The sequence below is a fragment of the Erythrobacter sp. genome (assembly GCA_019739335.1).
Lineage (GTDB): Bacteria > Pseudomonadota > Alphaproteobacteria > Sphingomonadales > Sphingomonadaceae > Alteraurantiacibacter.
The window spans coordinates 2,605,520-2,631,288 of the sequence record CP073261.1 but is presented as its reverse complement, the minus strand read 5'-3'; the positions used below and the strand labels follow the sequence as shown (position 1 = coordinate 2,631,288).

General features: G+C 62.9%; 13 protein-coding genes and 1 tRNA gene. 4 read left to right on the top strand and 10 right to left on the bottom strand.

Annotated elements, in window-relative coordinates; translation table 11 throughout:
• Window positions 1–8 precede the first annotated feature (8 nt).
• From JY451_12925 to JY451_12890, 8 genes are all read right to left on the bottom strand, one after another.
• Window positions 9–3,191, bottom strand: coding sequence for a CHAT domain-containing protein (locus tag JY451_12925; GenBank protein QZH74551.1), 3,183 nt, complete (start codon window positions 3,189–3,191; stop codon window positions 9–11).
• Window positions 3,188–13,480 (bottom strand): filamentous hemagglutinin N-terminal domain-containing protein, encoded by a 10,293-nt coding sequence (locus tag JY451_12920; protein ID QZH74550.1) that lies wholly within the window; start codon window positions 13,478–13,480, stop codon window positions 3,188–3,190. Before JY451_12920 ends, JY451_12925 begins: the two co-directional genes overlap by 4 nt.
• Window positions 13,480–15,195, bottom strand: a complete 1,716-nt coding sequence (locus JY451_12915; protein QZH74549.1) for a ShlB/FhaC/HecB family hemolysin secretion/activation protein — start codon at window positions 15,193–15,195, stop codon at window positions 13,480–13,482. The genes JY451_12920 and JY451_12915 overlap by 1 nt, the downstream gene beginning before the upstream one ends.
• A 331-nt stretch (window positions 15,196–15,526) precedes the next feature.
• Window positions 15,527–15,603: transfer RNA gene (locus JY451_12910), tRNA-Met, on the bottom strand.
• A 69-nt stretch (window positions 15,604–15,672) separates the two neighbouring features.
• On the bottom strand, window positions 15,673–16,176 hold the full coding sequence (locus JY451_12905) for a 2'-5' RNA ligase family protein (GenBank protein QZH76726.1): 504 nt from the start codon (window positions 16,174–16,176) through the stop codon (window positions 15,673–15,675).
• A gap of 32 nt (window positions 16,177–16,208) precedes the next feature.
• Window positions 16,209–17,177 carry an endolytic transglycosylase MltG gene (mltG, locus tag JY451_12900; GenBank protein ID QZH74548.1) on the bottom strand — a complete coding sequence of 323 codons (969 nt, stop codon included), beginning with the start codon at window positions 17,175–17,177 and terminating at the stop codon, window positions 16,209–16,211.
• 1 nt (window position 17,178) lies between these two features.
• Entirely contained in the window at window positions 17,179–18,438 is a 1,260-nt protein-coding gene (gene fabF / locus JY451_12895; GenBank protein ID QZH74547.1) for a beta-ketoacyl-ACP synthase II, read from the bottom strand.
• A gap of 158 nt (window positions 18,439–18,596) precedes the next feature.
• Window positions 18,597–18,833: an acyl carrier protein gene (locus JY451_12890; GenBank protein QZH74546.1), complete on the bottom strand. Its 237-nt coding sequence runs from the start codon at window positions 18,831–18,833 to the stop codon at window positions 18,597–18,599.
• A 225-nt stretch (window positions 18,834–19,058) separates the two neighbouring features.
• Between JY451_12890 and JY451_12885 the strand changes: the two genes are divergently transcribed.
• A complete protein-coding gene (locus tag JY451_12885; GenBank protein QZH74545.1) occupies window positions 19,059–19,493 on the top strand; it encodes a PA2169 family four-helix-bundle protein in 435 nt (144 codons plus the stop codon).
• 62 nt (window positions 19,494–19,555) lie between these two features.
• Here JY451_12885 and aspS read toward each other — a convergent pair whose 3' ends face one another.
• Window positions 19,556–21,334, bottom strand: a complete 1,779-nt coding sequence (gene aspS, locus JY451_12880; protein QZH76725.1) for an aspartate--tRNA ligase — start codon at window positions 21,332–21,334, stop codon at window positions 19,556–19,558.
• A 175-nt stretch (window positions 21,335–21,509) separates the two neighbouring features.
• Between aspS and rnd the strand changes: the two genes are divergently transcribed.
• From rnd to JY451_12865, 3 genes are read left to right on the top strand one after another with little or no spacing between them, the layout of a single operon-like run.
• Window positions 21,510–22,721 carry a ribonuclease D gene (gene rnd, locus JY451_12875; protein QZH74544.1) on the top strand — a complete coding sequence of 404 codons (1,212 nt, stop codon included), beginning with the start codon at window positions 21,510–21,512 and terminating at the stop codon, window positions 22,719–22,721.
• 9 nt (window positions 22,722–22,730) lie between these two features.
• The gene (locus tag JY451_12870) at window positions 22,731–23,627 is read left to right on the top strand and encodes a hydrogen peroxide-inducible genes activator (GenBank protein ID QZH74543.1); all 897 of its coding nucleotides are present in this window, start codon (window positions 22,731–22,733) and stop codon (window positions 23,625–23,627) included.
• A 1-nt stretch (window position 23,628) separates the two neighbouring features.
• Window positions 23,629–24,708 (top strand): serine hydrolase, encoded by a 1,080-nt coding sequence (locus JY451_12865; protein QZH74542.1) that lies wholly within the window; start codon window positions 23,629–23,631, stop codon window positions 24,706–24,708.
• Here JY451_12865 and JY451_12860 read toward each other — a convergent pair whose 3' ends face one another.
• A complete protein-coding gene (locus tag JY451_12860) occupies window positions 24,709–25,221 on the bottom strand; it encodes a hypothetical protein (GenBank protein QZH74541.1) in 513 nt (170 codons plus the stop codon).
• Window positions 25,222–25,769 lie beyond the last annotated feature (548 nt).

Sequence of the window (25,769 nt, the reverse complement as noted above, 5' to 3'; positions counted from 1 at the left end):
AATCGCCGTCAGTTCATCGCCACCTGCGTCGGCCCGGCGAACATCGAATTGGTGCCATTGCCGACCAGGAAGAAATTGCCCCAGTAGTATGGATGCGACCGGCGCGGGTTTTCCAGAACCGACAACTGCGCAGTGCGCAAAGCTCCCGCAATCGAATCTGTGCGCCCCGCGGCATAGAAGGTGGACATCAGATCCAGGGTGACGACATTATCCGGCACTCGCCAGAACGTTGCCATTACGGCGCGCGCCTCTGCCACCAGGAACGATCGCACCAGCCCGTCAAGCGCCGCATCGCTGGTTTCGAAACCTGCCGCACGACCCGCCAAGGTAGTCGCCGAACCAGAGGTATCGCAAGCCGACAGGACCACCAGATTCGCGTCCAGCTGCAGCGATGTCACTTCATCGAAAGCCAGCAGGCCATCCGACAGAACCGTCCCCGCCGCATCTGGTGCGGCCAGGGCAGTCACGAGCGAGGGCGGGACATAGACCATGCACGAGCCGTTATCCTGCGCCACTTCGACCCGTCGCCCGGAAAGGCCGTGGGTGGCGAAGTGGAGGATCTTGTACTGATCCAGACTGCCACTCGCCGCGCCCTGAGTCAGGCTGACATCGGTGAAGCTCTGCCCGGTGAACTGCGGCACGCTGGCCATGCCCAACGCAGAGGCGATCCGTTGCAATTCCAGCGCGCTTACAGGATCGGCGGAATAGAGAGCTTCGGCCCAGCGCCCCAACGTTAGCGAACAGTCGAACGGCATCATCGCCTGCGACTGCTGCTGCGTCAGCACCGGCGGCGGTGCATCGGCGAAACCGATGAATTCGTTCTGCGCCGCCGAGGGCGTGGGATTGGTGCGCCCGCCCAGAAAAGCGCGCGGTGACAGCGAAACTGCCGTCTCCGCCTGCTTGCCGAGGAAGCCGACCGAGCTGTAATCGCCCAGCCGCCCCGAAGCGAGGTAGGTATCAACACTCGCATCATCGGTAACGAGGATGGCAATCGGCATCCGCCGGAACGCGCCTGCCGGATCGAAGATCACCCGCGAAGCACCGGCCACCATCTGCGTTGCCGGACCGGCAATCCGCCGGAACAGCGCATTCGCCCCGGCGACATCGTAAGGCATCAGCCGCGCCTCGGCATTGGTCTGCGCGCTGGCGAGCACCGATTCGACCTCGGCCTCCACCTCTGCCAGGGTGCCCTCGATCCGGTAAAGCTCGCTGGTGCCAGGCGAAATCGCCATGCCGTACATGGAGTCGTTGAGCTGGACGAGTTTGAGATAAACCTCGCCCGGTTCCAGCGAAGCGGCGAGTTCCTGCAGCATGATAGGATTGTCGCTCAACTGGGCAATCCCGCCGGTCTGGTCGATCAGCACATTGACCGCATCGAGCTGGGCGACAACGGCATCGAGTTCGGCCTGCTTCTCGGTGCGCAGCGATGCCGTCTCCGCATCAGTCCCGGACAGTCCACCGATCTCGAAGCTCAATCCGTTGCGAGCCTGCTGCAAATCACGCCGCTCGCGTAGCAATTCTCGTACGCCTTCGTCTGCCGAAAGCCGCTGCTGCATCACCGCATATTCGCGCGCAATCGCCGGTTCGCCGATCGACTGCATCGCGCTGAAGAATTCCTCGTTGCGCGCCGCGTTCGGCGTGGCACTGGCGAGTAGATCGAAATAACGTTCAAGCGCTGCCTGCGAGACTGGCCCGACGCCATCGAGGTTGGCAATTCCGCCCACCACGGCGCGATAATCGGCCAGCGCGCTGTCCCGCCGCGCCGGATCGCGCGAGGCAATGCTGGCGCGTTCCAGCTGTGTTTCAAGCAGAAGCGCGCTCGTGGCCGAGGTGTCCGCCTGGCGCGATAACGGCGTGACAACACAGGCACCCGGATTTCCCGGCACCGTTCCGCGCAGTGCCGCAATCGCGCAATCGAAGCTGGCGATGGCCGCGCCGGTATCGTTCCGGCGCGCATGGATGCGGCCCTGCTGACGCTCGATGGCGGAATGCAGCCAACCGATCCGCGCCGGTTCGATCCGTCCGATCGGTCCGGTGGCAACCTTGCCGGCATTGGCAATCGCTGCTTCGGCATTCTCCAGACCGGCATCGCCGCTGGCGAGATAGGCGACGCTCAAGGTCCAGTAGCGCTGGGCTTCCAGCAGCACCGATTGCAGCGCTGCGGAATCGGCAAGCGAACTTTGCAATTCGCCCGCCCCGGCGCCGCTTGCCCCAGTACCGCCGAAAGCAAGCGTTTCCTGGTTCAACCGGCTGAGCAGGGTGGGATCGAGCAACTGCCCGCTTTCGGGCGTGCTACGCGACAAGGCAGCGATAGCGCGCGTCCACTGCCGCTGGTTGATCAGATGCAGGCCGCGATAAACGAGCAATTGCTGCACCTGCTGCGAATCCGCATCGGTGCCCTGCCCGTCCAACAAAGCCTCGGCTGCGGCAAAATGCTGCTCTGCCGCTTCAAACTGGCTGACGTTGGAATCGGCCAGCCCCGCCGCCAGCCGCAGATCGACCAGCGTAGAAAGGTCGGCAGAAGCAAATTCGCGCAGGGCATCGTTGAGAATGCGAGATGCATCGATCTGCCGTCCGGTCTGCAAGGCGCGCACGCCTTCGGTGAAAGCCGATTCGGAAGTGATGCCGCCGGTGGCCGAACCGGCGATGACATCGGGCCCGGCGGGGATCGCGTCGAGCGCAATCGATGGTTCCACCGTGGCGCCTGATCGGGGAATGGCGCCGCCCGCTGCGATTACCCGTAGTGCCGCTTCGAGATTAGGCAGTGCGGTGGGAATGGCTGCGCCGTGCCATGTCTGGCCGTTCCGCTCAAACCGGATGTCCACTGCCGAACGCCCGAGCTGCGCATCGGCGCAGCGCCGCACCTGCGCCATGCCGATGCCGGTCAGCGCTACTTCGATCGCTTCGCCGCAATTACCCACCTCGGGCACGGCGCTGCCGCTAACGTAGCCCTGCAAATCGGCAGCATCGATGCCGCGACAGGTAATGCCGAACGGCTGATCGCGCGCCAGCAGCACCGCCCCTTCGCCATTGGTCCACTGGAGCGCGGCGGAACAGGTATCGCCTTCGGAATTCTCTCCCACGGTGAAGACTTCAGGCGCATTCGCGGCGGCCACTCCCGGCATAAGCGCCGTGATCGCGAGGGAGCAGGCAGCTCCAAGCAGGACGGATTTCGCAGAAAGGCGGGTCATTCTTCGGTCTCCGTGGGCTCGCAGGTAGGATCATCGGCATCGCATTCGAGCATGTCGATGCCGACCGGGATCTGGGCAATGTCGAGGATCAGGCCTTCGTTGCCGCGCCCGACAAGCGGGTTGAGGAATTCGCTCGGATCGCCGGTCGAGATCAGCGACTGAGCCTGCCGTTCGTCGATCGTGGTGATTTCCGGCGGCGGCAGATCGACGATCAGACAGCCACGATCGGGCGATCCGATCACGCAGCCGTTAACCCGCGAACGCGATTGCGTCACCCGCAGTTCGCGCGGAGACAACGTGCCGATGTTTAGTACCGCATTGGGCAGCACCCCGGCGGTGCGGCCGATGAAGCCGTTGATCTCCCCGAACAGGGCGAAGCTGTCCAGATTGTCGTCACCCTGGCTGAAAAGTTCGAGCGCGAGGCTGTCGATCGCATTGGCGGCATCGGCATTCAGGATCACCCCGCCGCCCTGTGAAAATGCGGTGTTCTGGAACAGGGCGAAGTCCGAATAGGCGACCCGCAGCGTGTCGGCCTCCAGGAACACCCGCTGGCTGTTATCACCGATGTAGAGCAGGGATCCGGCGTTGGTGAGCAATTCCGCCGCTGCGTCGAGGCTGATGCCCTGCGTCGCTGCGAGGAACTCCGGCGTCCCGAATACGATACGAACTGCACGCAAATCGACGATACCGCCGGCAAAATCGATGCTCGCGGCGTCGGTTGCGGCAACGATGGTTTCTGTCAGCGTGGCAGGATCGACGAGGCCGTTCGCGCCGATAGTTCCCTGGCCAATCTGCAAGGTGCCTGTTCCGGTGCCGGTAATCGCACCAGAAAGCGTTATGGTGGAAGTGGACAACAGTTGCAGCGACTGGCCAGGTACGGTGAAATTCCCCAGCGCAAGTGCCTTGTCGCCCGAATCGATCACGACATTGTCAGCGGAGAGGAAATTGAGCTCGGCATCGCTGATTTCGAACCCGCCAGTGGTGCCAACACTTGTACTGGTGGAGCCGCCCGCAAGGTTGCGCACGGTAATCGTCCCGTCCGCTGCCGCAACATCGATGGCTCCGGTCAAGTTGAAGTCGTCTGGCGCGGCCAGCAGAACATCGCCGTTCTCCGCGTCGGCCGGGCCATCGGTGATCGCGGTGGAAGTGGGGCTGGTATCGCCGGCCTGTGCCAGATCGAGCACATAGGTGGCATTGTCCGCCCCGCTGCCGGTGGTCGCGCCGCCGCCCAGGTCGAACGCAGTCCCCGCTGTCAGGGTGACATTATCGCCTGCAGTGAAATCGCCGATAGCGATTCCGCCACCGGCCAGCGCCGCGATATCTTCCGCTGCCGTCAACGTGTCAGCATCGATATCGCCCGCGGCCAGCAATACAATGGTGCCGCCGGAAGTGATTTCGCCAAGATTGGCATCGCCGCCGGTGTTGATGGCGATCCCGCCGGCGCTGTCCAGCAGGTCCGCATCAATGGTGTCAGGCGAGACGAGGTTGAGGAAACCCCCGGCAGACGAATTGCCGATATCGACAAAGGTATCGCTGATGACATCGATATCGCCCACCGCAGTCAGCGTATTGGCAGTGATGCCCTGCGCAGGATCGACATCCCCGGTCTTGGTCAGGGTGATGTCGGCACCTGATGTGCCGGTGGCAACAAACAGGTCGCCGCCATTGGCAGTGGCAACAATGCCGCCCACACCGGCAGCGGCCAGAGTCGCCACCTCGATCGAAACGCCATCGAGAGTAATGCCGCTGCCATCCAGCGTATCCCCGCCAGCCGTGGCATTGGCCGATGTGATCAGGATCGTGCCGCTGGTATCCGCCAGCGTGACAATCGCATCGCCATTACCCGCCGCGCCGGTGGCATTGGCGATCAGCGATCCTCCGGTTGAGGTGACGTCAGACAGCAGAAGGCTGGTGCTCGAATTGGCAGTGATATTGCCGCCCGCGAGCAGCGTTCCCGCTGCCAGTGCCCCGTTCGCGCCAGTCTTGTCGAGATCGATGGTCGTTCCCGCCGTACCGCTGCCCAGCGTAAGCGCGCCATCGGTGGCGGCGATATCGATGAAGGTTCCGGCGTCAGCAGCGGAAACATCGACCAAGCCTGCGGTGACCGTCACTGCGCCATTTGCATCAAGCAGGCCCAGCTGGACAACATCGGTCGTCCCCAGCGCGCCAATTGTAATCGCCGAGCCGTTCACATCGCCGCGCAGGAATGCCGGCAACGGATCGGTCCCGGCGCCCGCGCCCGCCAGCCCGCTGATATCGTTGGCAGCGTCGAGCGTCACTGCTGCGCCGGACAGCGTGCCGAGGCGGATGTTGTCGCCCGCGTCGACATCGATCGCCCCGCCCATAGTGGCCAAGGTCAGCAATGCGTCGCCCGTCGTCGTATCGACGTTCAGGATGCCGCCGCCGCTCAGCGTGGTGCCGATGGCATCGCCGCTGGCGAACAGCGTGATGTCGCCGCCGACGGCAGCAGCGGTGCCGGTTACCAGCGTCGCATCGCCACCGTTGGCCCTGACCGAGATATCTCCGCCGGTGGAATTGGCGTCGGTGACGAGCGCACTGGTCGCCGCAATCACCGTGATATTGCCACTGGCATCGCCTTCGCCCAGGTCGACCCGGTCGAGCGTAGAAGTCAGATCGATAGTGCCAGCATTGATCGTGCTGATGTCGATCCGGTCAGCATCGACAATCACGGCGCCGCCGGCTGTAAGCGTGCCGAGTTGCACGATCCCCGTCGTCCCCAGCGCGCCAATTGTAATCGCCGAGCCGTTCACATTGCCGCGCAGGAATGCCGGCAACGGATCGCTCCCGGCGCCCGCGCCCGCCAGCCCCGAGATATCGTTGGCAGCGTCGAGCGTGACCAGTCCGCCGGTCAATGTGCCGAGGCGGATATTGTCGCCAGCATCGACATCGATGTTGCCGCCTGTCGAGTCAGCCGTGGTGATGATTGCGTCAGTCGAAGCGAGCACTGTGACATTGCCGCTGGCATTGCCGTCGAACAGCGTCACATCGGCCAGCGTCGACGCCAGATCGATGCTCGCCGCGTTGACGGTCGTCAGGTCGATCCGGTCGCCATCAACCACAACCGCGCCGGTCGCGTCGAGGAGGCCAAGCTGGACGATCCCGGTCGTTCCCAGCGCGCCGATTGTGATCGAGGTGCCATCCACCGTGCCGCGCAGGAATCCGGGCAGCGGATCGGTCGCAGCGCCAGCGCCAGCGAGGCCGGTGATATCGTCGCCCGCATCAAGCGTGATGGCCGTGCCGGTCACGCTTGCGAAACGCAGATCGGTGCCCGCATCGATGTCGACAAAGCCCGCCGCCTCGACGCTGAACACGTCGATATCCGCCCCGCTCGCCAGCGTCACCGTGCTGCCCACCGAATGGATAGAGCGAGTGAAACCCGGAATCGCTGGCGCAAAAGGATCGCCATCCAGCGTAATCGCGCCGTCGGCATCGATCAGCACCGCGCCCTGCGCGCGCACCCGGTCTGCGGTCAGATCGCCGCCCGATCCTGCCGTTGTTATGGCGGTAAAGCTGCCCGCATCGGCCAGAGCGGTATCGAAGTCCGTATCGCCGGAACTTTCTAGCCGGATATTGCCCAGCGTCGAACCCAGAGTGGTCGCAGAAATCGCGGTGGCACTATCGATATCGAGTAGGCCCCGCGACTGTAGTGCACCGGTGACCGTGATCTGGCCCGTCGCTCCCAGCTTGTCGAGCGTCAGCGTTCCCAGCGATGTCGCCGTGCCCAGTGTGAGCTGACCCGCCGTAGCCGTCAGCGCGATGTTGCCGCCGCCGAGGGTGGTGGTGGCGCTCGTCACGTCGATGGCCCCGGCCGAAACCGTGATCGCTGCACCTGCGCCGCTGCCGGTCAGGGCGTCGAGTTGCACGATGCCCGTCGTTCCCAGCGCGCCGATCGTGATGGCCGAGCCGTTCACATCGCCGCGCAGGAATGCGGGCAGTGGATCGGTGCCAGCGCCTGCTCCGGCAAGGCCGCTGATATCATCACCCGCGTCGAGCGTGACCAGCCCGCCAGACAATGTACCGAGGCGAATGTTCCCGCCCGCATCGATATCGATATTGCCGGCAGTAGAATCGGCCGTGGTGATGATCGCATCGGTCGCGGCATCGATGATGATATTGCCGCTGGCATTGCCGTCGAACAGCGTCACGTCAGCCAGCGTCGAGGCCAGGTCGATGCTGGCCGCGTTGACAGTGGTAAGGTCGATCTGATCGGCATCGGCCACGACTGCGCCGGTCGCATTGAGCAGGCCCAGCTGGACGATCCCGGTCGTGCCGAGCGCGCCAATCGTGATCGAGGTGCCATCCACCGTGCCGCGCAGGAATGCCGGCAACGGATCGGTCCCGGCGCCAGCGCCCGCCAGCCCCGAGATATCGTTGGCAGCGTCGAGCGTGACCAGTCCGCCGGTCAATGTGCCGAGGCGGATATTGTCGCCAGCATCGACATCGATCGCCCCGCCCATAACCGCCGAAGTCAGGATTGCATCGCCGGTGAAGGTGTCGACGTTCAGAACGCCGCCGCCCGTCAGGGTCGTCCCGATGACATTGCCGCTCGCCAAAAGCGTGATGTCGCCGCCTACAGCAGCTGCGGTGGCGGTAACCAGCGTCGCGTCGCCGCCATTCGCAAATACCGCGATATCGCCGCCTGTAGAATTGGCATCGAACACCGTGGCGCTCGTCGTCGCGATGACGGTGATGTTGCCACTGGCATCGCCCTCACCCAGCCGCACATCGGCCAGCGAGGAGGTCAGTTCGATGGTTGCGGCGTCGATGGTGCTGATATCGATCCGGTCGGCATCCACATCAACCAGACCGCTCGCGTCGAGCAGGTCAAGCTGGACGATCCCTGTCGTCCCCAGCGCGCCGACGGTGATCGTCGTTCCGGTCACGTCGCCGCGCAGGAAGCCTGGCAATGGATCGGAAACCGCGCCAACACCAGCGAGGCCGGTGATATCGTCAACCGCATCAAGCGTAATCGCCGCGCCCGTCACGCTGTCGAAGCGAAGGTTGGCACCGCTATCGATATCGACTGCCCCTGCTGCCTCGACACTGAAGACATCAATGTCCGCACCGCTCGCCAGTGTTACCGTGCTGCCGAGCGACTGGATCGAGCGGGTGAAACCGGGGGAAGCCAGGAAGTCCGGATCGGTGTCGATTGTGATCGCGCCATCGGCATCGATCTGCACCGCACCCTGCGCCTGCACCAGAAGGGCTGTGACATCGCCTCCCGAACCCGCCGTGGTAGTGGCGGTGAACGAACCGACGTTGGCCAGCGCGGTGGTAAAGTCAGTGTCGCCGTTGCTTGCCAGATCGATATCGCCGGTTAACGAGCGAACAAATTCCGCAGAAATGTCGGTCGCGCTGTCCACATCGACGTTGTCCAGCGCAACCAGCGCTCCGTTAACCGTGATCTGCCCGCTTGCCCCCAGCTTGTCGAGTGTCAGCGCCCCTGCCGAGCCTGCGGAGCCCAGGGTGAGCTGGCCCTGTGTTGCGGTGAGCAAGATATTGCCACCCGAAGTGATGGTGTTTGCCGTCGAGACGTCCACCGCCTCTGCCGAGACAGTGATTGCTGCGCCGACTTCCTCTGAAAACAGCGCCCCGAGCTGTGCCGCGCCGGACCCGGCCGCAACGGTCAGCAGGCCGGTGGCGGTCAGGTCCGCGCGCCCGAACCCGGCAATCGGCGGCGATCCCGTGAGCGAAGGATCAGTAGCCACGCCGCCTGCGGTAATGAACTGCGCGACGCCAGCCACCGTGCCACTATCGACCTGCAAGCGATTGACCGCCGTCAGCGTAGCGGCATCGGCAATCAGGGTGCCGACGGTGAGACGATCGAAACTCGTTCCAGTGACAACCGCACCGTCGATCAGGCCGATTTCGGCATTGCCGGTGATGTTGAGGGTGATGTTGCCCGGTGCGGTGATCGTAGAGCCGCCGCCGAGGTTGACCCAGCCATTGGCGAGCCCGCTGACCGAACCAGCCGTGGCATCGATATCGATATTACCTGCGTTGGCAGTGATCGCGCCGAGACGGATTTCGCCCAGTGCAGCAGAAAGATCTGCCGAACCCGCCGTGAGGTCGCGCACGACCAGAGCATCCTCGACCGAACCGGTGAGCGCCGGGCCAAGCAGGTTGACTGCGGAGAGGACGATCTGAGATCCGGTGAGTGTCTCGGCACCAAAGAAGCCGCTGGCATTTTCCGTGCCGCCGCCGGTGATGGTGAACAAGGCCTGGTTGCCTCCCCCGTCCGTCACGGCGGAATCGAGGAAGATCGTTCCGGCGGAGGTTAAACGGATGTCGTCTCCGGCGTCGAGATTGACCAGTGCCCCCGGCGCGCCGACATTGCCGCCCGCTTCGATCACGATGTCGTCACCCGAAACGATGCCGCTGCCGATCAGCGTATCGCCGCCCGAAGCAATGGCGATCACGCCCGCGCCGCCGTTGTCGACAAGCTCCACAGCGACATTGTTCGCCGCGCTGAGCAGGATTGAGCCACCGTTTGTGGTGAGGCTGGTGCCGGAAGTCACGTCATTCCCGCCGCCCGCCGCCAGTAACAGGACCGCCCCCAAATTGGTGACCGAGGCCACATCCACATCGATAGTGCCGCCTGAAGAGCGCAATATCAGCGCCTGCTCGGTCGTCACGTTGCCGATGGCGATATCGCCGGGAGCGGGGGCAGCCAGCAGGTTGGTCACCGCGAGGGAGGTCGCATTGACCGAGTCGAGGGCCAGATCGCCACCCAGCGCGATGTTCACCGCCGTGCGCGATCCCGGGACTCCGCCCAGCAGGCTGGCCGAACCACCGGGAACCACCCCAATGTTGCCCGCCACGGTCAGCGCGATCCCGTCGAGCGCGATGCCAATCGCCCCGTCGGCATTAGAAGTCAGCGTGACATCCCCGGCAAACAACAGATCACCCAGGCTGGTATCGATATCGATTGTTTCATCAGCGGTGAAAGCATTGGTGCCACCCGCCATGCCCAGCGTCATCGCCTGCGCGTCGAAATCGAGGAACAAGCCGGAGGCCGACGTAATCGCAGCAGACGTTCCCGCCTGCACGAAAACCGGTTGCAGATTGCCCGCAGTTCCCGCCTGTAATGAGATGGTATCGTTGGCATCGATCCCGGCAATTGCTCCCGCAGCACCCAGGAAAATCCCGTCGAACAGTGTCGCGGGGCCGTTGACGACTGGATTGGTGTTGGAAATCAGCGTGACATCACCGGCGTAGGAGAGGTTGCCGGTGGTCGCCCGGATATCGATGAAATCACCTGCGCTGAAGGTCCGCGCTTCATTGTTCTTACCGAGCACGATCGAAGGCGCGCTGATCTGGATGAAGCCCGTGGCGATGATATCGCCCTTGTAGACTGCCGGATCTTCCAGCGTGTTTTCGATGAAATTGTCGGTCGTCACGGAACCGATGAATGAGCGGAATGCGTTGATATCGGTGATCGATCCGAGGATCGTTTCGACAGCAGAGAATGTCACAGAGGTCGCTGCACCCGGCCCACCAACGAAGACAACTGCTCCGGTATCGATATTCTGCCCGGTGGTCTGGATGCTTTCGAAGCTGACCCTGCCCTGACTATTATCGAGCGCGGTCAGCGTGATATCATCGCCTGCAATCACTGAATCGAGGAAGATGTTGCCGTCATCTGACAGCACGGAGATATCCTCTCCCGCTTCGAGGTTGATGATGCCTTCGGGAACGGGGTTGTTGCCATTCCCGTTGCCACCGATGTTCACCCCGACATCGCCTTCAGCATAGATACCGATCGAACCGGTGGTCGGAGCTCCGGCCAGGCTGGTGAACGCGCCGTCGATCAGCACATCGCCGCGATCCCCGCCACCGCCGGTGTCGAAGGCGGTCAGCGCGATATTTGTGCCGTTGGTGCGGATCACTCCGGCCTCGAGATCGCCGTCGCTCGCCACCAGAATGAGCGCGCTGTCGACCGTGACATTGCCCAGCGTCAGATTCGGCGCCGCAAGTTCGCTGACGAGGTTGCTGTTTGAAAGACTGGTCGCGGTGACATCGCCGACCGTTATGTCGTTCGAATTGTTCCCCGCCCCGGCGGCGAGGAATACTGCGCCCCCAACGATATCGCCGCCGCCGACGATTTCGCCGTCATCGGAATCGATCGTGACGGTGCCTGCCCCGGCATCGATCGAGACAAAACCGATATCGCCACCCGCGCCATTGGCGATCAGGTCTACCTGCGTTCCCAGAATGGTCCCAAGATCGAGCGAAGCGCCGGTGAACGCCACCGTGCCGCTGTTTGCGGTGGCATCGCCAGCGCCGAGGATCGCGCCCGTCGCCGTGCCAGCAATATTGCCGGTCGTGGTTTCCAGGGAGGCAAATGTCAGCGTCCCCGCAGTCGCACCGACATCGATGTCCCCGATGGCATCCACATTGCCCAGTTCGACTTGCGTGCCCTCAACATCGACAAATGTCGCCGAATCAATATCGCCGCCAGCAATTGCACCCGAAGTGGAAATAATTCCCACTGCGAAAACAGATGATGTGGCGCTGGTGAATTCGATCTCGTCCTGCGCGGACATGCTGACAATGCCAGCAGTCACGTTCTCAACGTCGATCGATCCGGCATTCGCCGTCAGGCTCGCTCCGGTTCCTGCGGTGATATCACCGCCGATGATATCCCCAGCCGTGGAGGTCGCGAAAACGCTCGAGCCGGTGCCGGTGAGCGTCCCATAGTTCAGGTCGCTATTGGCAGTGACACCTACGACGAAAGTGGCCGTAACCGTGCCGAGCGTAACCGCATTGCCCTGGACGTCGACGTTGGTCGCCGAGATATCCCCGCCCGCGATATTGCCGGTGCCGGTGTCAACATCGACATTGCCTGTGGTGGAATTCAAGCTCGCAAAAGTGAGCGTATCGTTCGACGTGATAACGTCCAGCGCCAGCGTGGTAGTGACGTTGCCGAGCGTGAGCTCGTTCTCGGTCAGCGCGCCAAGGAGAGAACTTCCCAGCGAGTTGGCGAACACGTCGCCCAATTCGATCGCGCCGGGAGCAGCAATCACGACATCGCCGACAAACGAACCGGACGTACCGATGGACGTGGTGGAATCAAAGTCGATCGCCGTGGGCGAGGTTATGCTCACATTGGCGCCGGTGATGGTGAAATCGCCGCTGCCACTGATCTGCCCGGCAGCCGTAGTGAGTTCGACATCGCCGGTTGCATCGGCGCTGCCGCCAGCCATCGATACGCCGTCTGCGCTCGTGACGACGATGTTCGCTGATGTGCCTGTGGTGACGAGATCGCCCTGGCTGCGAATGTCTTCGCGGACAGCAGTATTGGCAATCGTGATCCCGGCTTCACTGGCGGTAGCAAGGATGATCACGCCATTGTTCGCGGTAGCGGTCAGAGTCGCGTCAGGGCCGATTCCAAGCACCAATTGGTTGACGTTCTGACCACCCCCAGACAGGAAACCGGCACCTGCCACGCCGATGTTCGCCCCGGTTATGGAGCCGGTAACCTGTACACCGTTGGCGGTCTGGTTAACTCGGACGCCTTCAGTGATGGTGAAACTGAGCGGACTTCCCGGAACGTTGGCAAAGGTCACGTCACGCGCGCCCACCAACACGACATCGCCCGTAGCCTCGATATTCCCGCCCATCGTAAGCCGTTCGCTGACGAGGATCACCGAGCCACCGGCAGGTGACGCAGTGCTCCCCAGCGATGCGCCGGGGGAGATGACGAGCGCGCTGGCTGCACCACCACCATTTCGTTCAAAGTTCGGCGCAGCCAGATTGGCCAGCCCGATATTGTCCCACGGCAGCGTGCTCACCAGCAAGCTGGCACCGCTGAAGGCACCGGACGAACCGAAGGCGATACCGTCCGGGTTGATCAGCCAGACGTTGATATCGGATTCGGCGCGGATAAGTCCAAAGATGTCGGACGGGTTGCCTGCGGAAATATTGTTCACAGCCGTAAGCTGCGCGCCGGGGGCCGCATTGTTGACGTAATCGACAATGACATTGCTGGCGACATCGTAGGAACTGAAGGTCAGGATGCGGCTTGCCCCATCCACGTCGATTTCATACCGCCGATCGAACCCGAGCGCATCGTCCGCCGGGGCTACTGCAGCGTTGGTGGTAATCGTCGCACCACCCGCACCGGTATTCACAGGAGCAGTATTGGGCGGCGGCGCAACTTGCGCGTATGCAGGAATGCTCCATACCGTCAGCGCTGTCCCGATCAGCAGCGATCGACGCAAACCATGGACGAGGCGGGGCGACGAAAGGGTCTTGCTCTGGGACATCAGTTGTTCCCCCACGGATAGAAGCGTGTCGAAAGGGTCAGCAGGAAGCGGTCTTCCGGCGGCGCATCGTCGGTGCTGAGCGCCGGATCCTGCGGCATGGCGTAATAGGCTTCCAGCGACAGCCGGCCCGGCAGCATGAACCGCAACCCCGCGCCGTACGAAGCGATTTCGCGCCCGGTTTCAACCGTTCCGGCGTCGAGATTGTCGAGCCGCACCCAGTCATAAAAGGCAAGCAATTCGAGCCGGAAGTCCCGGCTGATCGGCACTTCCACCGATGGCTGGAGCCGGAAGGCGACCACCCGGTCACCCGAATTGGCTCCCGGATCATAGCCGCGGCCATAGGTGAAGTTGCCCAGCGTCCATTCTTCGAGATTGAGCAGCGGCTCGTCCGTCCACTGTGCGAAGGCGCCGAATTCCAGGCTGATCGGCCCGGCAACGCTGATATCGCCGAAAACTTCTGCCTGCGCTACGAAAGCTTCCGGATCGCCATCGAAACGGCTCGGCGAGAAACGCCCGTTCTGCTGCCCGCGCTCGCTCGCGCCGAGGAAGCCGAATCCCTTCCGCAGTTCGAGCGATCCCGCCAACCGGTGCGCACGTCCACCGCCCAGCGGGCGGAAGTATTCGCCATCGAGCCGGGTGTAGAAAATGCGCAAGTCGTCCTTAGAGAACGGCACCGCCGTATCGCCAGACTGGATGACTGTGCGCTGCTGCAGGAATTCGAAACCGCCCGCCACCGAGACATCTGTGGTAACGGTGCGAACAAGTTGCTGCTGCAACTCGAACCCGGCAATGATGGAACGCGAACGCAGATCGAGATTTTCGATATCGGGCCGCGAATAGGCTACCGAGCCGCGAAGTTCGGCGCGCAAGCCGTTGTCATTGATGGCAAAGTCATGACTAGCCTGGAACACGCGGATTTCCTCGAAATCGATCGAGTTCGAATAGGTCAGCACTGTCCGGTCTGACATGCCGGTCAGCCCGTATGCCTCCGCGCGCACCGAAGCGACCCAGCGGCCCAGCTGCGGCGAACCGAAGTTCTGGATGTTCGCCAGCGCCTGGAAACGCCGCGTCTGCACGGTAAGCACCCCGATCACATCGCCGGGAACGCCAGTCCGCGCGGGCGTGATCGACATGGTCATATCGAGGCCGGGAATATCGCCGGTTTCGAGCAGGATGCGCTCCACTTCGCGGCGGTTGAGCGGGGCCAGCTGGCTGATCTCTTCGGCGCGTGCGGTAATTACGTCCTCGAATCCGCCGACTTCGCCAAGCACCCGCATTTCGACGAAGCGCGCGGAGACGATCCGCAGGGTCAACACGCCGCCTTCGATCTGCTGCGCCGGAATTTGCGCCAGCGCGACGTAACCTGCCGCCTCGAGCCGGTTGTTCACTGCATCGCGAATGTCGCATACCACCGAAATCGGCCGCTCGCCCGAAGGAGGCACCGCGAGCGGAGCCAGCAATTCAGCCAGTTCGGGCGCCAGCGGTTCGCCAGCCACGCTGCCTTCGAAACGGACTTCGGTCAGTGTAACGGGAATGGTCGAACCGTCCAGCGCGCAGGGCAGCGTATCGATCGCCCCGTCGCTGACAACTTCGGCGGTGTTGCGGTTGAGTTCTTCGATCCGCGGATCAACTTCGTCCCTGCCAGGAACCGCCTGCCCCGGATCGGGAGTAGCCTGCGCCATCGCCTGCCCCGCCGGAAAGACGCAGCAAGCCATCAGTGTCGCCAAGCGTAGACTACGCCGCATACACCCCCCCTTAGATTGTGACGGCTCCCGACTCCCCAGCCGGGTTGGCCAATTAGGGAAGGCTATTGGTGCGACTGGTAAGAGTCAAGAAACCATATTCATGAAAGTTTGGCCAAATTGTCATGAGAGAATGCGGATTTTCTTGGAATCCGGCGGATCGACCCCAAGCCTTTCAGAACCGATTGTGTGTTTAATCACAAAAGCCTGATGCAATATGCTGGAATTCATGCGAGAAATCAGCTGCAACCAACGGGCAGGAAAGGGATACCCTTCCATGCTCGTGCCCGGTCTGTCTTTAAAATGGTAGCGGAGGAGGGACTTGAACCCCCGACCCCAGGATTATGATTCCCGTGCTCTAACCAGCTGAGCTACTCCGCCATCCGACGTGCCTTTGGCCGCGTGCGGCGGGAGGCAAGGCGCGCCGTTTAGGTGCAGGCGTGCGCGCGGTCAACCGCGAAAACGCCAGCTTTTGATATGCTCCCAAGGGCCGCCACGATAGGCGTAGAGGCCAAGCCCGGCAAAGGTGAATGAACGCGGCAGAACTAGCGGGGCAAGCTCGGCTTGCAGGGCCTTGGCTTCTGCCACCGTCACCTTGTTCTGCACCGTGACATGGAGGCGTGGTCGGTGATCGTCCTGCGGAGTGAGAAGGCCATGGAACCGTTCGCGCATCTGTTCCCACAAAGCGATCATGCCTTGGCTTTCCAGCTTCAGCGCAGTGCCCTTGCCCAGCGGCATGACGCCGAGCAACCGCGCCGGCACCGGCGGATTATCCCGCGTCATGGCGGCGCAAAGCGCGTGGACCTCGGCTTCGGAGCTTGGTGGCAGGGCGTGGAACAGCGTAACATGAGCTTCGAGGAAATTGCGTTCCGGCGGGAAGTGCGCATCGCGCAGGGCAGTCGCCCAGCGGTGCAGGTCATCGGGCAGCAATCCGGTCAGGATCAGCGGCGCCAAAGCCTTGTCCGGTGGCCGCTCGCCCTGCCCAGTCACATTTCCCCACGTTCGCGGCGCAGCGCGAACCAGCGTTCGACTGCCGCGTTGTGGCCTTCCAGCGTGGAATTGAATTCGTGCCCGCCAGAACCATCCGCCACCATGTAGATCGCGTCGGTCTCTTCCGGGTTGAGCACCGCTTCGATCGACGCGCGCCCGGGATTGGTGATCGGCCCGCGCGGCATCCCCACCATCGAATAGGTGTTGTAATCGTTGACCGCCTGGATTTCCGACTGGCGGATGCGGCGACCCAACGGGCGCCCACGGGTGATCGGGTAGATGATCGTCGGATCGGCCTGGAGCATGATTCCCTGCCGCACGCGATTGGAATAGAGCCCCGCAACCATGCGCCGCTCTTCCGGCACGCCGGTTTCCTTCTCGACGATCGAGGCAAGGATCACCGCTTCCTGCGGGCTGTTCACCACGGTACGATCGCTGCGGTTGGGCCACAGTTCGGCCAGCGTATCGTCCATCGCCCGCTGCATCCGCGCGAGCACGGCAATGCGTTCCTCGCCGCGTTCGAAATCGTAGCTTTCGGGCAGGACAGAGCCTTCCTCCGGCACCGGGATCTCCCCAACCAGCAGGTCTTCCGCCATCAGGATGTCGTAGACGATCACCGAAGGCGTGCCCTCGGGAATGGTGACGAAGCGGCGAATGACTTCGCCATGCTGGAAGGTATCGAGGATTGCTGCCCCGCTTGCGCCCGCCGGTAGGAGGAATTCACCCGCCTTGATCGGATCGCCGCTACCGAGGATCTTCGCCCGCAGCAGGAAGGCATCGGCGGACCCGATGTGGCCTTCCTCCTCCAGCTTCTGCGCCACCGAGGTGAGCGAGGCGCCCGAAGGGACGATGAACGCCGCTTCGTCCTCCATCGCCGAAGTCCCCCACCAGCCCCAGGCGAACCAGCCCAACGCTGCGACCAGCAGCAGCCCTGCGACCGCTACCAGCCCGAACAGCTTCTTCATCTCAATCGACCCGCTTCATCACCAGTGAGGCGTTGGTGCCGCCAAAGCCGAAGCTGTTGTTGAGCACCGCATTCACCGTGCGCTTCTTCGCCACCAGCGGCACCAGGTCGACGCCATCGGTGCCGTCATCCGGATTGTGCAGGTTCAATGTCGGTGGCACGATCTGGTCGCGGATGGCGAGGATGCAGAAAATGCTCTCCACCGCGCCCGCGCCGCCGAGCAGATGGCCGATGGCGCTCTTGGTGCTGCTCATCGAAGCGCCGCCAAGGTCATCGCCCAGTACGCGGCGCACTGCTGCCAGTTCGATGGTGTCGGCCATGGTCGAGGTACCGTGGGCATTGACGTAGTCGATGTCCGACGGCCCCAGCCCGGCCTTCTTGAGCGCCATCCGCATCGCGTTTTCCGCGCCCTTGCCTTCGGGGTGCGGCGCGGTGACGTGGTAGGCATCGCCCGACAGGCCATAGCCGACCACTTCGGCGTAGATCTTCGCACCGCGCGCCTTGGCGTGCTCGTATTCCTCCAGCACCACCACGCCTGCGCCTTCGCCCATCACGAACCCGTCGCGGTCCTTGTCATAGGGGCGGCTGGCTTCGGTCGGCCGGTCATTCATGGAGCAATTGAGCGCGCGCGCCTGGGCGAAACCGGCAATGCCGATCGGGCAGATGGTCGCTTCGGCGCCGCCCGCCAGCATGATGTCGGCATCGTCGTCGCGGATCATCCGCGCGGCGTCACCGATCGAATGCGCACCGGTGGAGCACGCGGTGACCACCGCATGGTTCGGCCCCATCAGCCCGTATTTGATCGACACCTGCCCGCTGATAAGGTTGATCAACCTGCCATGGACGAAATGGGGGGAGACCCGGCTCGGTCCGCGGAGGTGCAGGTTCACTGCTTCCAGCTCGATCCCTGGCAGCCCGCCGATGCCCGAACCGATCGAGCAGCCCGCGCGAAGCTGCATGGCTTCATCCATGTCGGTCAGCCCGGCGTCTTCCAGCGCCTGCCCGGCGGCGTCGATACCGAAGACGATGAACGGATCGACCTGCCGCTGGACCTTGTGATCCACGCGCCGGTCGGCATCGAATCCCCACGGATGTTCCACAGGCTTAACTTCGCCCGCGATCGTGCATTTCTGCGCCGAGGCATCGAAGCGGGTGATCGTGCCGATCCCGCTTTCGCCCGCAATCAGGTTTGCCCAGGTGGTTTCGACATCGCCGCCAAGCGGGGTGACAAGGCCAAGTCCGGTAACGACAACACGCCGCATAATCTTCTCCACTCCACAAACACAACAGGCCCAACCCGCGGGGGCTGAGCCTGTCGAAGTCCTGCTGTTCCAACTCCCGGCGCTATGGCCGCGTACCGGAATACGACCCCTTTGGCAGGCTCAAAACAAGCTCAGGGTGAGCGGAAGCCGGGGCAGGATTAGCCGGCGTTGGCTTCGATGTAGCTGTTGGCATCGCCAACGGTATTGATCTTCTCGGCGGCGTCGTCCGGGATTTCGACCCCGAATTCTTCCTCGAACGCCATCACCAGTTCGACGATATCGAGGCTGTCAGCGCCCAGATCATCGATGAAGCTGGCGTCCGGAGTGACCTTGTCTTCCTCGACGCCGAGATGCTCGACGACGATTTTCTTCACGCGTGCGGCGATATCGCTCATGTAATCCCTCTCAAGATTCGGGTTTCAAATTTCCCTTTCGCCCTAATGAACACCATCGCACTGCGCAAGGGCCAGCGCAGAATGCTGCGCAGGGCTGGCGATCGGCGCTGCTCGCAAGCGCGTTGTTCCCTGTCCATGAGGTGATCGGGATGTGGGTGCCCCGATTTTGGAACCTTCTGCTCCTCTGGCGTTGTGGAATTACGCATTTGAAAAGAGGAGAATTTTATGTCCGCCAATTCGGTTTTGAAAACTCTCACCGACACAACCTTCGATTCGGTCGAAGGCTATCGCAAAGCCGCCGAAAAGGCCAAAAACCCGGCACTTCGCCAAGCGCTCGAAACGCGACGCGCCCAGCGCGAGCAGACTGTCGCCAAGCTCAACGCCGAAATCGAGCGCCAAGGTGGCGAACTGACCACCAAGGGTACGGTCACCGGCGGCCTGCATCGCGCCTGGATAAGCATCGCCGATGCATTCGAAAACGACGACGAAGCCGCAGCAGAACGCGTGGAAGAAGGCGAGGACTATCTGAAGGGCAAGTTCGAAAGTGCCCTGGAAGATGACAATCTGGACGCCCAGTCGCGCAGCGTCGTGCAGCAATGCTACGCGGAGATCAGCGAAGGTGAAAAGTTCGGCGACATGATTGCCCGTCAATACGACTGATCAGGTCGATCCCGCGAAGGTAAGGGCGCGATTTCGCCATAGATCGCGCCCTTGGCTCGTGCTCAATCCTTGGGAACATCCATCGTGCGGATATGCACGTCGCGCAGCGCGCGCGGCGTGACTTCGCTCGGGGCACCCATCATCAGGTCCTGCGCCCGCTGGTTGAGCGGAAAGGCGATGACTTCGCGGATGTTTGGTTCGTCCGCCAGCAGCATCACAATGCGATCAATACCGGGAGCGGAGCCGCCGTGCGGCGGTGCGCCCAGCTTGAACGCCTCGATCATTCCGGAGAAATTCGCATCGACATCGGCGCGGCTGTAACCGGCGATCTCGAACGCCTTGTACATGATCTCCGGCTTGTGGTTCCGGATCGCCCCGCTCGACAATTCGTAGCCGTTGCAGACGATATCGTACTGCCACGCCTTGATGGTGAGCGGGTCCTGCGTTTCCAGCGCCTCCATCTCGCCCTGCGGCATCGAGAAGGGATTGTGGCTGAAATCGACCTTCTTGGCGTCCTCGTCGTATTCGAACATCGGGAAATCGACGATCCAGCAGAACTTGAAACAATCGGGTTCGATCAGCTCCAGCGTCTCGCCCACGCGGGTGCGCGCGGCCCCGGCCAGCTTGGCAGCGTCCTTTTCCTTGCCCGCCGCGAAGAAAAGCCCGTCGTTCTCGCCCAGCCCGAGTTCGGCGTAGAGCTTGGCCATTTCCTCCGGACCGTGGTTCTTGGCGATCGGACCGCCGAATTCGCCCGCCTTGCGGGTGACATAGCCGAGGCCGGAAAAGCCTTCCTTGCGCGCCCAGTCGTTCATTTCGTCGAAGAACTTGCGGCTCTTCTCGGCGGTGTTCGGCGCCGGGATCGCCCGGACCATACCGCCGCTGCCGACGATGGACTGGAAAATCCCGAAGCCGCTCTGGGTAAAGTGGTGCGAGACATCGGTGATCAGCAGCGGGTTGCGCAGGTCGGGCTTGTCGCTGCCGTATTTCAGCATCGCTTCGGCATAGGGAATGCGCGGGAACTCGCCCGCCGCCGTCACGCGCTTGCCGCCGGAGAACTCCGCGAACACGCCCGCCAGCACCGGCTCGATGGCCTGGAACACGTCTTCTTGCGTCACAAAGCTCATCTCGAAATCGAGCTGGTAGAATTCGGGACTGCGGTCGGCACGCAGGTCTTCGTCGCGGAAGCAGGGGGCGATCTGGAAATAGCGGTCGAACCCGGCCACCATCAGCAGCTGCTTGAACATCTGCGGAGCCTGCGGCAGCGCGTAGAAGCGGCCCGGATGCAGGCGGCTGGGGACGAGGTAATCGCGCGCGCCTTCGGGGCTGGACGCGCCGAGGATCGGGGTCTGGAATTCGCTGAACCCCTGCGCGATCATCCGCTGGCGTAAGGAGGTGATGACCCGATTGCGCAGCATGATGTTGTTGTGCACCCGCTCGCGCCGCAGATCGATGAAGCGGTACTTGAGGCGGGTTTCCTCCGGGTAATCCTCGCCCGAATTGACGATCAGCGGCAGTTCGGCGGCGTGGCTCTGCACCGTAACTTCGCGGGCGAAGACTTCGATTTCGCCGGTCGGCAGGTTCGGGTTCACCGCCGCCGCATCGCGTGCCTTCACCGTGCCATCCACGGTAATGACGCTTTCCAGCTTCAGCCCGTCAAGCAGCGCCAGCGCGGGCGAATCCTCGTCCGCCACGATCTGGGTGATGCCGTAGTGATCGCGCAGGTCGACAAACAGCACCCCGCCATGATCGCGCTTGCGATGCACCCATCCGGAAAGGCGCACCGCCTCCCCCTCGTTCGCTTTCGATAGCTGGGCACAAGTGTGGGTACGATAGGCGTGCATCGGGACTCTTTCCATTTCGGAGGCTATGGCGCTAAGGGCGCGCACCGGCGTGGTGCGAAGGCCTTCGCTTCATGCGCGCGCTAACAGGGTATGCACGGCACTTTGTCAAGATTTGCAGCTTGGCGGGGCGGGTGCGCAGGTCGGTGAACCGGCCAGGACAGAAACGAAGCGAGACATGCAAATCCATCCCCTTATCACCGATACCAAGACGCTGGCAGCACTGTGCGAGCGGCTGGCGCAGCACCACTTCGTCTGCGTCGATACAGAATTCATGCGCGAGAACACCTATTACCCGCTGCTCTGCCTGATCCAGGTGGGCAACGAGGAGGAGGCGGCGGCGATCGATCCGCTGGCTTCGGGTCTCGATCTTTCCCCGCTGCTCGACCTGATGTGCGAGAACGAGGACGTGCTCAAGGTCTTCCACGCGGGCGGGCAGGATGTGGAAATCATCTACAACCTCACCGGCAAGACTCCCTTTCCCATTTTCGACACCCAGATCGCGACGATGGCGATCAGCCAGTCCGAGCAGATCGGCTATGCCAACCTGGTCGAATCATGGCTCGGCAAGACCATCGACAAGGGCGCCCGCTTCACCGACTGGAGCCGCCGCCCGCTGAGCGAACGGCAGATCGAATATGCCATCGGCGATGTCACCTATCTGGCAACGATCTTCCCGAAGATCCTGAAAAAGCTGATCAAGACCGGGCGCGGCCACTGGCTGAACGCGGAAATGGAGAAGCTGGCCGACCCGGCGAACTACGCCAACGATCTCAGCCTCGCTTGGCATCGCATCCGCGCACCGGGCCGCAATCCGCTGGTGCTGGGGCGCTTGAAGGCGCTGGCAGCATGGCGCGAGACCGAGGCGCAGGACAAGGACATCCCGCGCGGGCGGATCATCCGCGATGAAACACTGGCCGATCTCGCCAGCCACCCGCCCAAGAAGCAGGAAGACCTCGCCAAGGTGCGCGGGCTGTCCAACGCGTGGCAGGACAACGAGATCGGCAAGCGGCTGATGCGCGTGCTCAAGAACGCCGAACCGCTGCCTGACGACGAAATGCCCGACAAGCCCAAGCGCGGTGCCCCGCTGGGCAAGGAAGGCGCGCTGGTGGCGGACCTGCTCAAGCTGCTGCTCAAGATCCGCTCGCGCGAGATCGACGTGGCCTCGCGCCTGCTGACCAAGTCGGACGAACTGGAATCGCTGGCGGCGGGCGTGCGCAGGCTGCCGATGCTGGAGGGCTGGCGCTACGAAGTGTTCGGCAAGGATGCGCTTGACCTGGTGGAAGGGAAGCTGGCGTTTGCCGTGGTGAACGGGCGGCTGAAGATGACGCATATTGACGATGTGGTGAACGACGAGGCCGCCGTAGAAACTGAGGCTGCGGAGGACTAGCGCGCGCGAATGACCACTTACCTCCCCACCATCAAGCAGTTGCAGTACCTCGTGGCGTTGCACGAGCACGGGCATTTCGGGCGGGCGGCGGATGCGTCTTTCGTTTCGCAGTCCACGCTTTCGGCGGGCATTCGCGAGCTCGAATCGCTGCTCGGCGTGACGCTGGTCGAGCGCAGCCGGCGCGTGGTGCGGTTCACGCCGCTGGGGAACAATGTCGTCGCCAAGGCCCACCGGGTTTTGCGCGAGACCGAGGAGCTGGCCGAACTGGTGCAGGCGGCGGGCAAGCCGCTTTCGGGCGAACTCAGGATGAGCGTCATCCCCACTATCGCCCCGTTCCTGCTCCCCCGCATCCTGCCGCGGCTGCGTCGCGAGCGCCCGGCGCTCAAGCTGTTCCTGCGCGAGGAAACCAGCGACCACGCCATCGAATCGCTCCACCACGGCCGCGCGGATTGCGTGCTGCTCGCCCTGCCCTTCGCCACCGGCGAAGTGGAGAAGGAAAAGATCGCCGACGATGACCTGTTCGTCGCCTTCCCCAAGGACGATCCGCGCGATCCCCCCGCCGAAATCCCGCCCGGCATGATCGATCAGGGGCGGCTGCTGCTGCTGGAGGACGGGCACTGCCTGAAAGAGCACGCCCTCGCCGCCTGTGACCGGCCCGAATTGCGCGCCAGCGCCACGATGATCGGCACCTCGTTGCACACGCTGGTGCAGATGGTCGACAACGGGCTTGGCCTGACGATGCTGCCGCAAATGGCCATCGACGCGGGCATCCTCAACGGCACCCAGGTGGTCGCGCGCCCGCTCAAGGGCCGCAAGACCAGCCGCGAAATCGCGCTGGTTTGGCGGGTCAATTCGCCGCGCTCGGACGAATTCCGGCTGCTGGCCGAGGAATTGCGAGCAGGTTGACATGGCGGCACGGTTCCTGATTGCCTGCGCCGCGCTGCTGTTGGCCGCGTGTAGCGGCGCCGACGAGCCGACTGGCGCAATGGCGGAGGAAGCGCGCGAAGCCGAGGCCGAAGCGATCCCCCTTGCCACCGTCGCCGCCCGCGAGGTGCTGGCCACCGAGATAGACCGGCTCGCGCTCGATTTCGGCGGCTCGCTGGGCATTGCCGTGGTCGATGTCGAGAGCGGCTGGTCCACCGGCTTCGATGCCGAACGGCTGCTGCCGCAGCAGAGCGTAAGCAAGACCTGGGTCGCGCTCACGGCACTTGCGCAGGCCGACCGGGGCGAACTCGACCTGTCGCAGAGCCTGCGCCTCACTCGCCACGATCTGACCGTGTTCCACCAGCCGATCCGCAACCGCATCCTGCGCGAAGGCGTGGTCTCGGCAGAGATCGATGAGCTGATCGAAGCCGCGATCACCGAAAGCGACAATACCGCCAACGATGCGGTGCTGAACGCGGTCGGCGGGCCGGAAGCGGTGCGCGCCATGCTCGACGACCAGCGGCTGGCGGGCATCCGCTTCGGCCCCGGCGAACGGCTGATGCAAAGCGCCATCGCCGGATTGGAGTGGCGGCAACACTACGCCTTCACCCGCGAAGGCTTTTTCGAAGCGCGCGACGCGGTGCCCGATGCCGTCCGCAGCGCCGCCTACGAAAGCTACCTCGCCGATCCGGTGGACGGCGCCACCCCGCAAGCGATCGCCGAAGCGCTCGCGCGGCTGGCGCGCGGGGAACTGCTCTCTACCGGACGCACCGCTTGGTTCCTGTCGGTAATGATGCAGACCAAGAGCGGCCCCAACCGCATGAAAGCCGCCGTGCCGGAAGGCTGGCGGCTGGCGCACAAAACCGGCACCGGACAGGTCTGGGGCGGGCGGCAATCGGGCTACAACGACGTCGGCCTGCTCTTCGCGCCGGGAGGCCGGACCTATGCGGTGGCGATCATGGTGGGGGATACCGCGCGACCCGTGCCGGAGCGGATGGAAATGATGCAGGCGGTGGTGCGGGCGGTGGTGGCGTTTGATGGGGCACATCCCACCACAAATTGATCAATAATCTAGTCCGAGGTTTTCCAAGGAACGGAAGTTTCCCAGCCCCACACTATCAAATTCATCGTGCTCGCTTGAGGCGACTACGCCCAGCCGCGCCAAACCTTCGCTAATGGGAGACTTCATCAAACGAGGGCCGAATGGTCTGTAAGCGACAATCGAATTCGGGTTCTCAGATTTGTAGGTCGATTCCGCCTTTGTCCAGATCAACTCGCCATCTTCTAAAAGCGCCGCGCCTTGGCCTCCGGTGCCCCCGTGATAGAATGTTTCTACGTAAAGGGCCGAACCATCTCCAAGTCCGCGAGCGATCGCCCGTGCAATCTTTGGACTTAGGTACTCAAAGCCCTCAAATGTCCGATCACCGGACATAGCAAGTAGGTCCAGCCGCTGCTCATTTAGGGGCAACACCCACAACCCGAATGGAATTGCAGTGGGAAAGGGCGATCCGAACATCTCTGAAAATTGCCCAAGAGTCGTCTCAGATCCAATAATTGCGGTGAGGAAATGTCCCATGCTGCGATAATACTGGCTCCAGAGCGAGCATCAACCTGGTTCGACAGTCAGGTCCGTCCAATCAGTTCAAACCTCGCTCAGCCTGAGCCTGTCGAAGGCCAGCCGCTATCCCCGACCCGCTACAATCGCAATCTAAGCGCGTGGCCTTCGACAGGCTCAGGCTGAGCGAAGGGAGATCAGAAAATCGACCAACTAAGGCTGATTGGATGCCGCAGCCAATGGGTCTGGAAGCTTGATCGCGCTGGGGGGTATCGATGCTAAGGCGCTTCTGGCACTTCGCTCCAATCAGCATCCCCTGCGAACATTCGCATAATTAGGATGTCATTCACGTCGATGTCGTCAGGCACCGTAACCCGGCCCTTCAGCAAGTCCCAATGAAGCGCTTTCTTCGGTTCGGTGTGCATGAGGCAGGATTAGTCGATTTCAGCCAAGCTGCCAATGCGGGCAAGACGAGCCGCGCTTGGCCGTCCAAAAAAAGAAACCGAGTTTTCCTACACGCCCGCCGCCAGCTACCGTGCGACAAATGTTCGCCGAACCCACCTTCCACT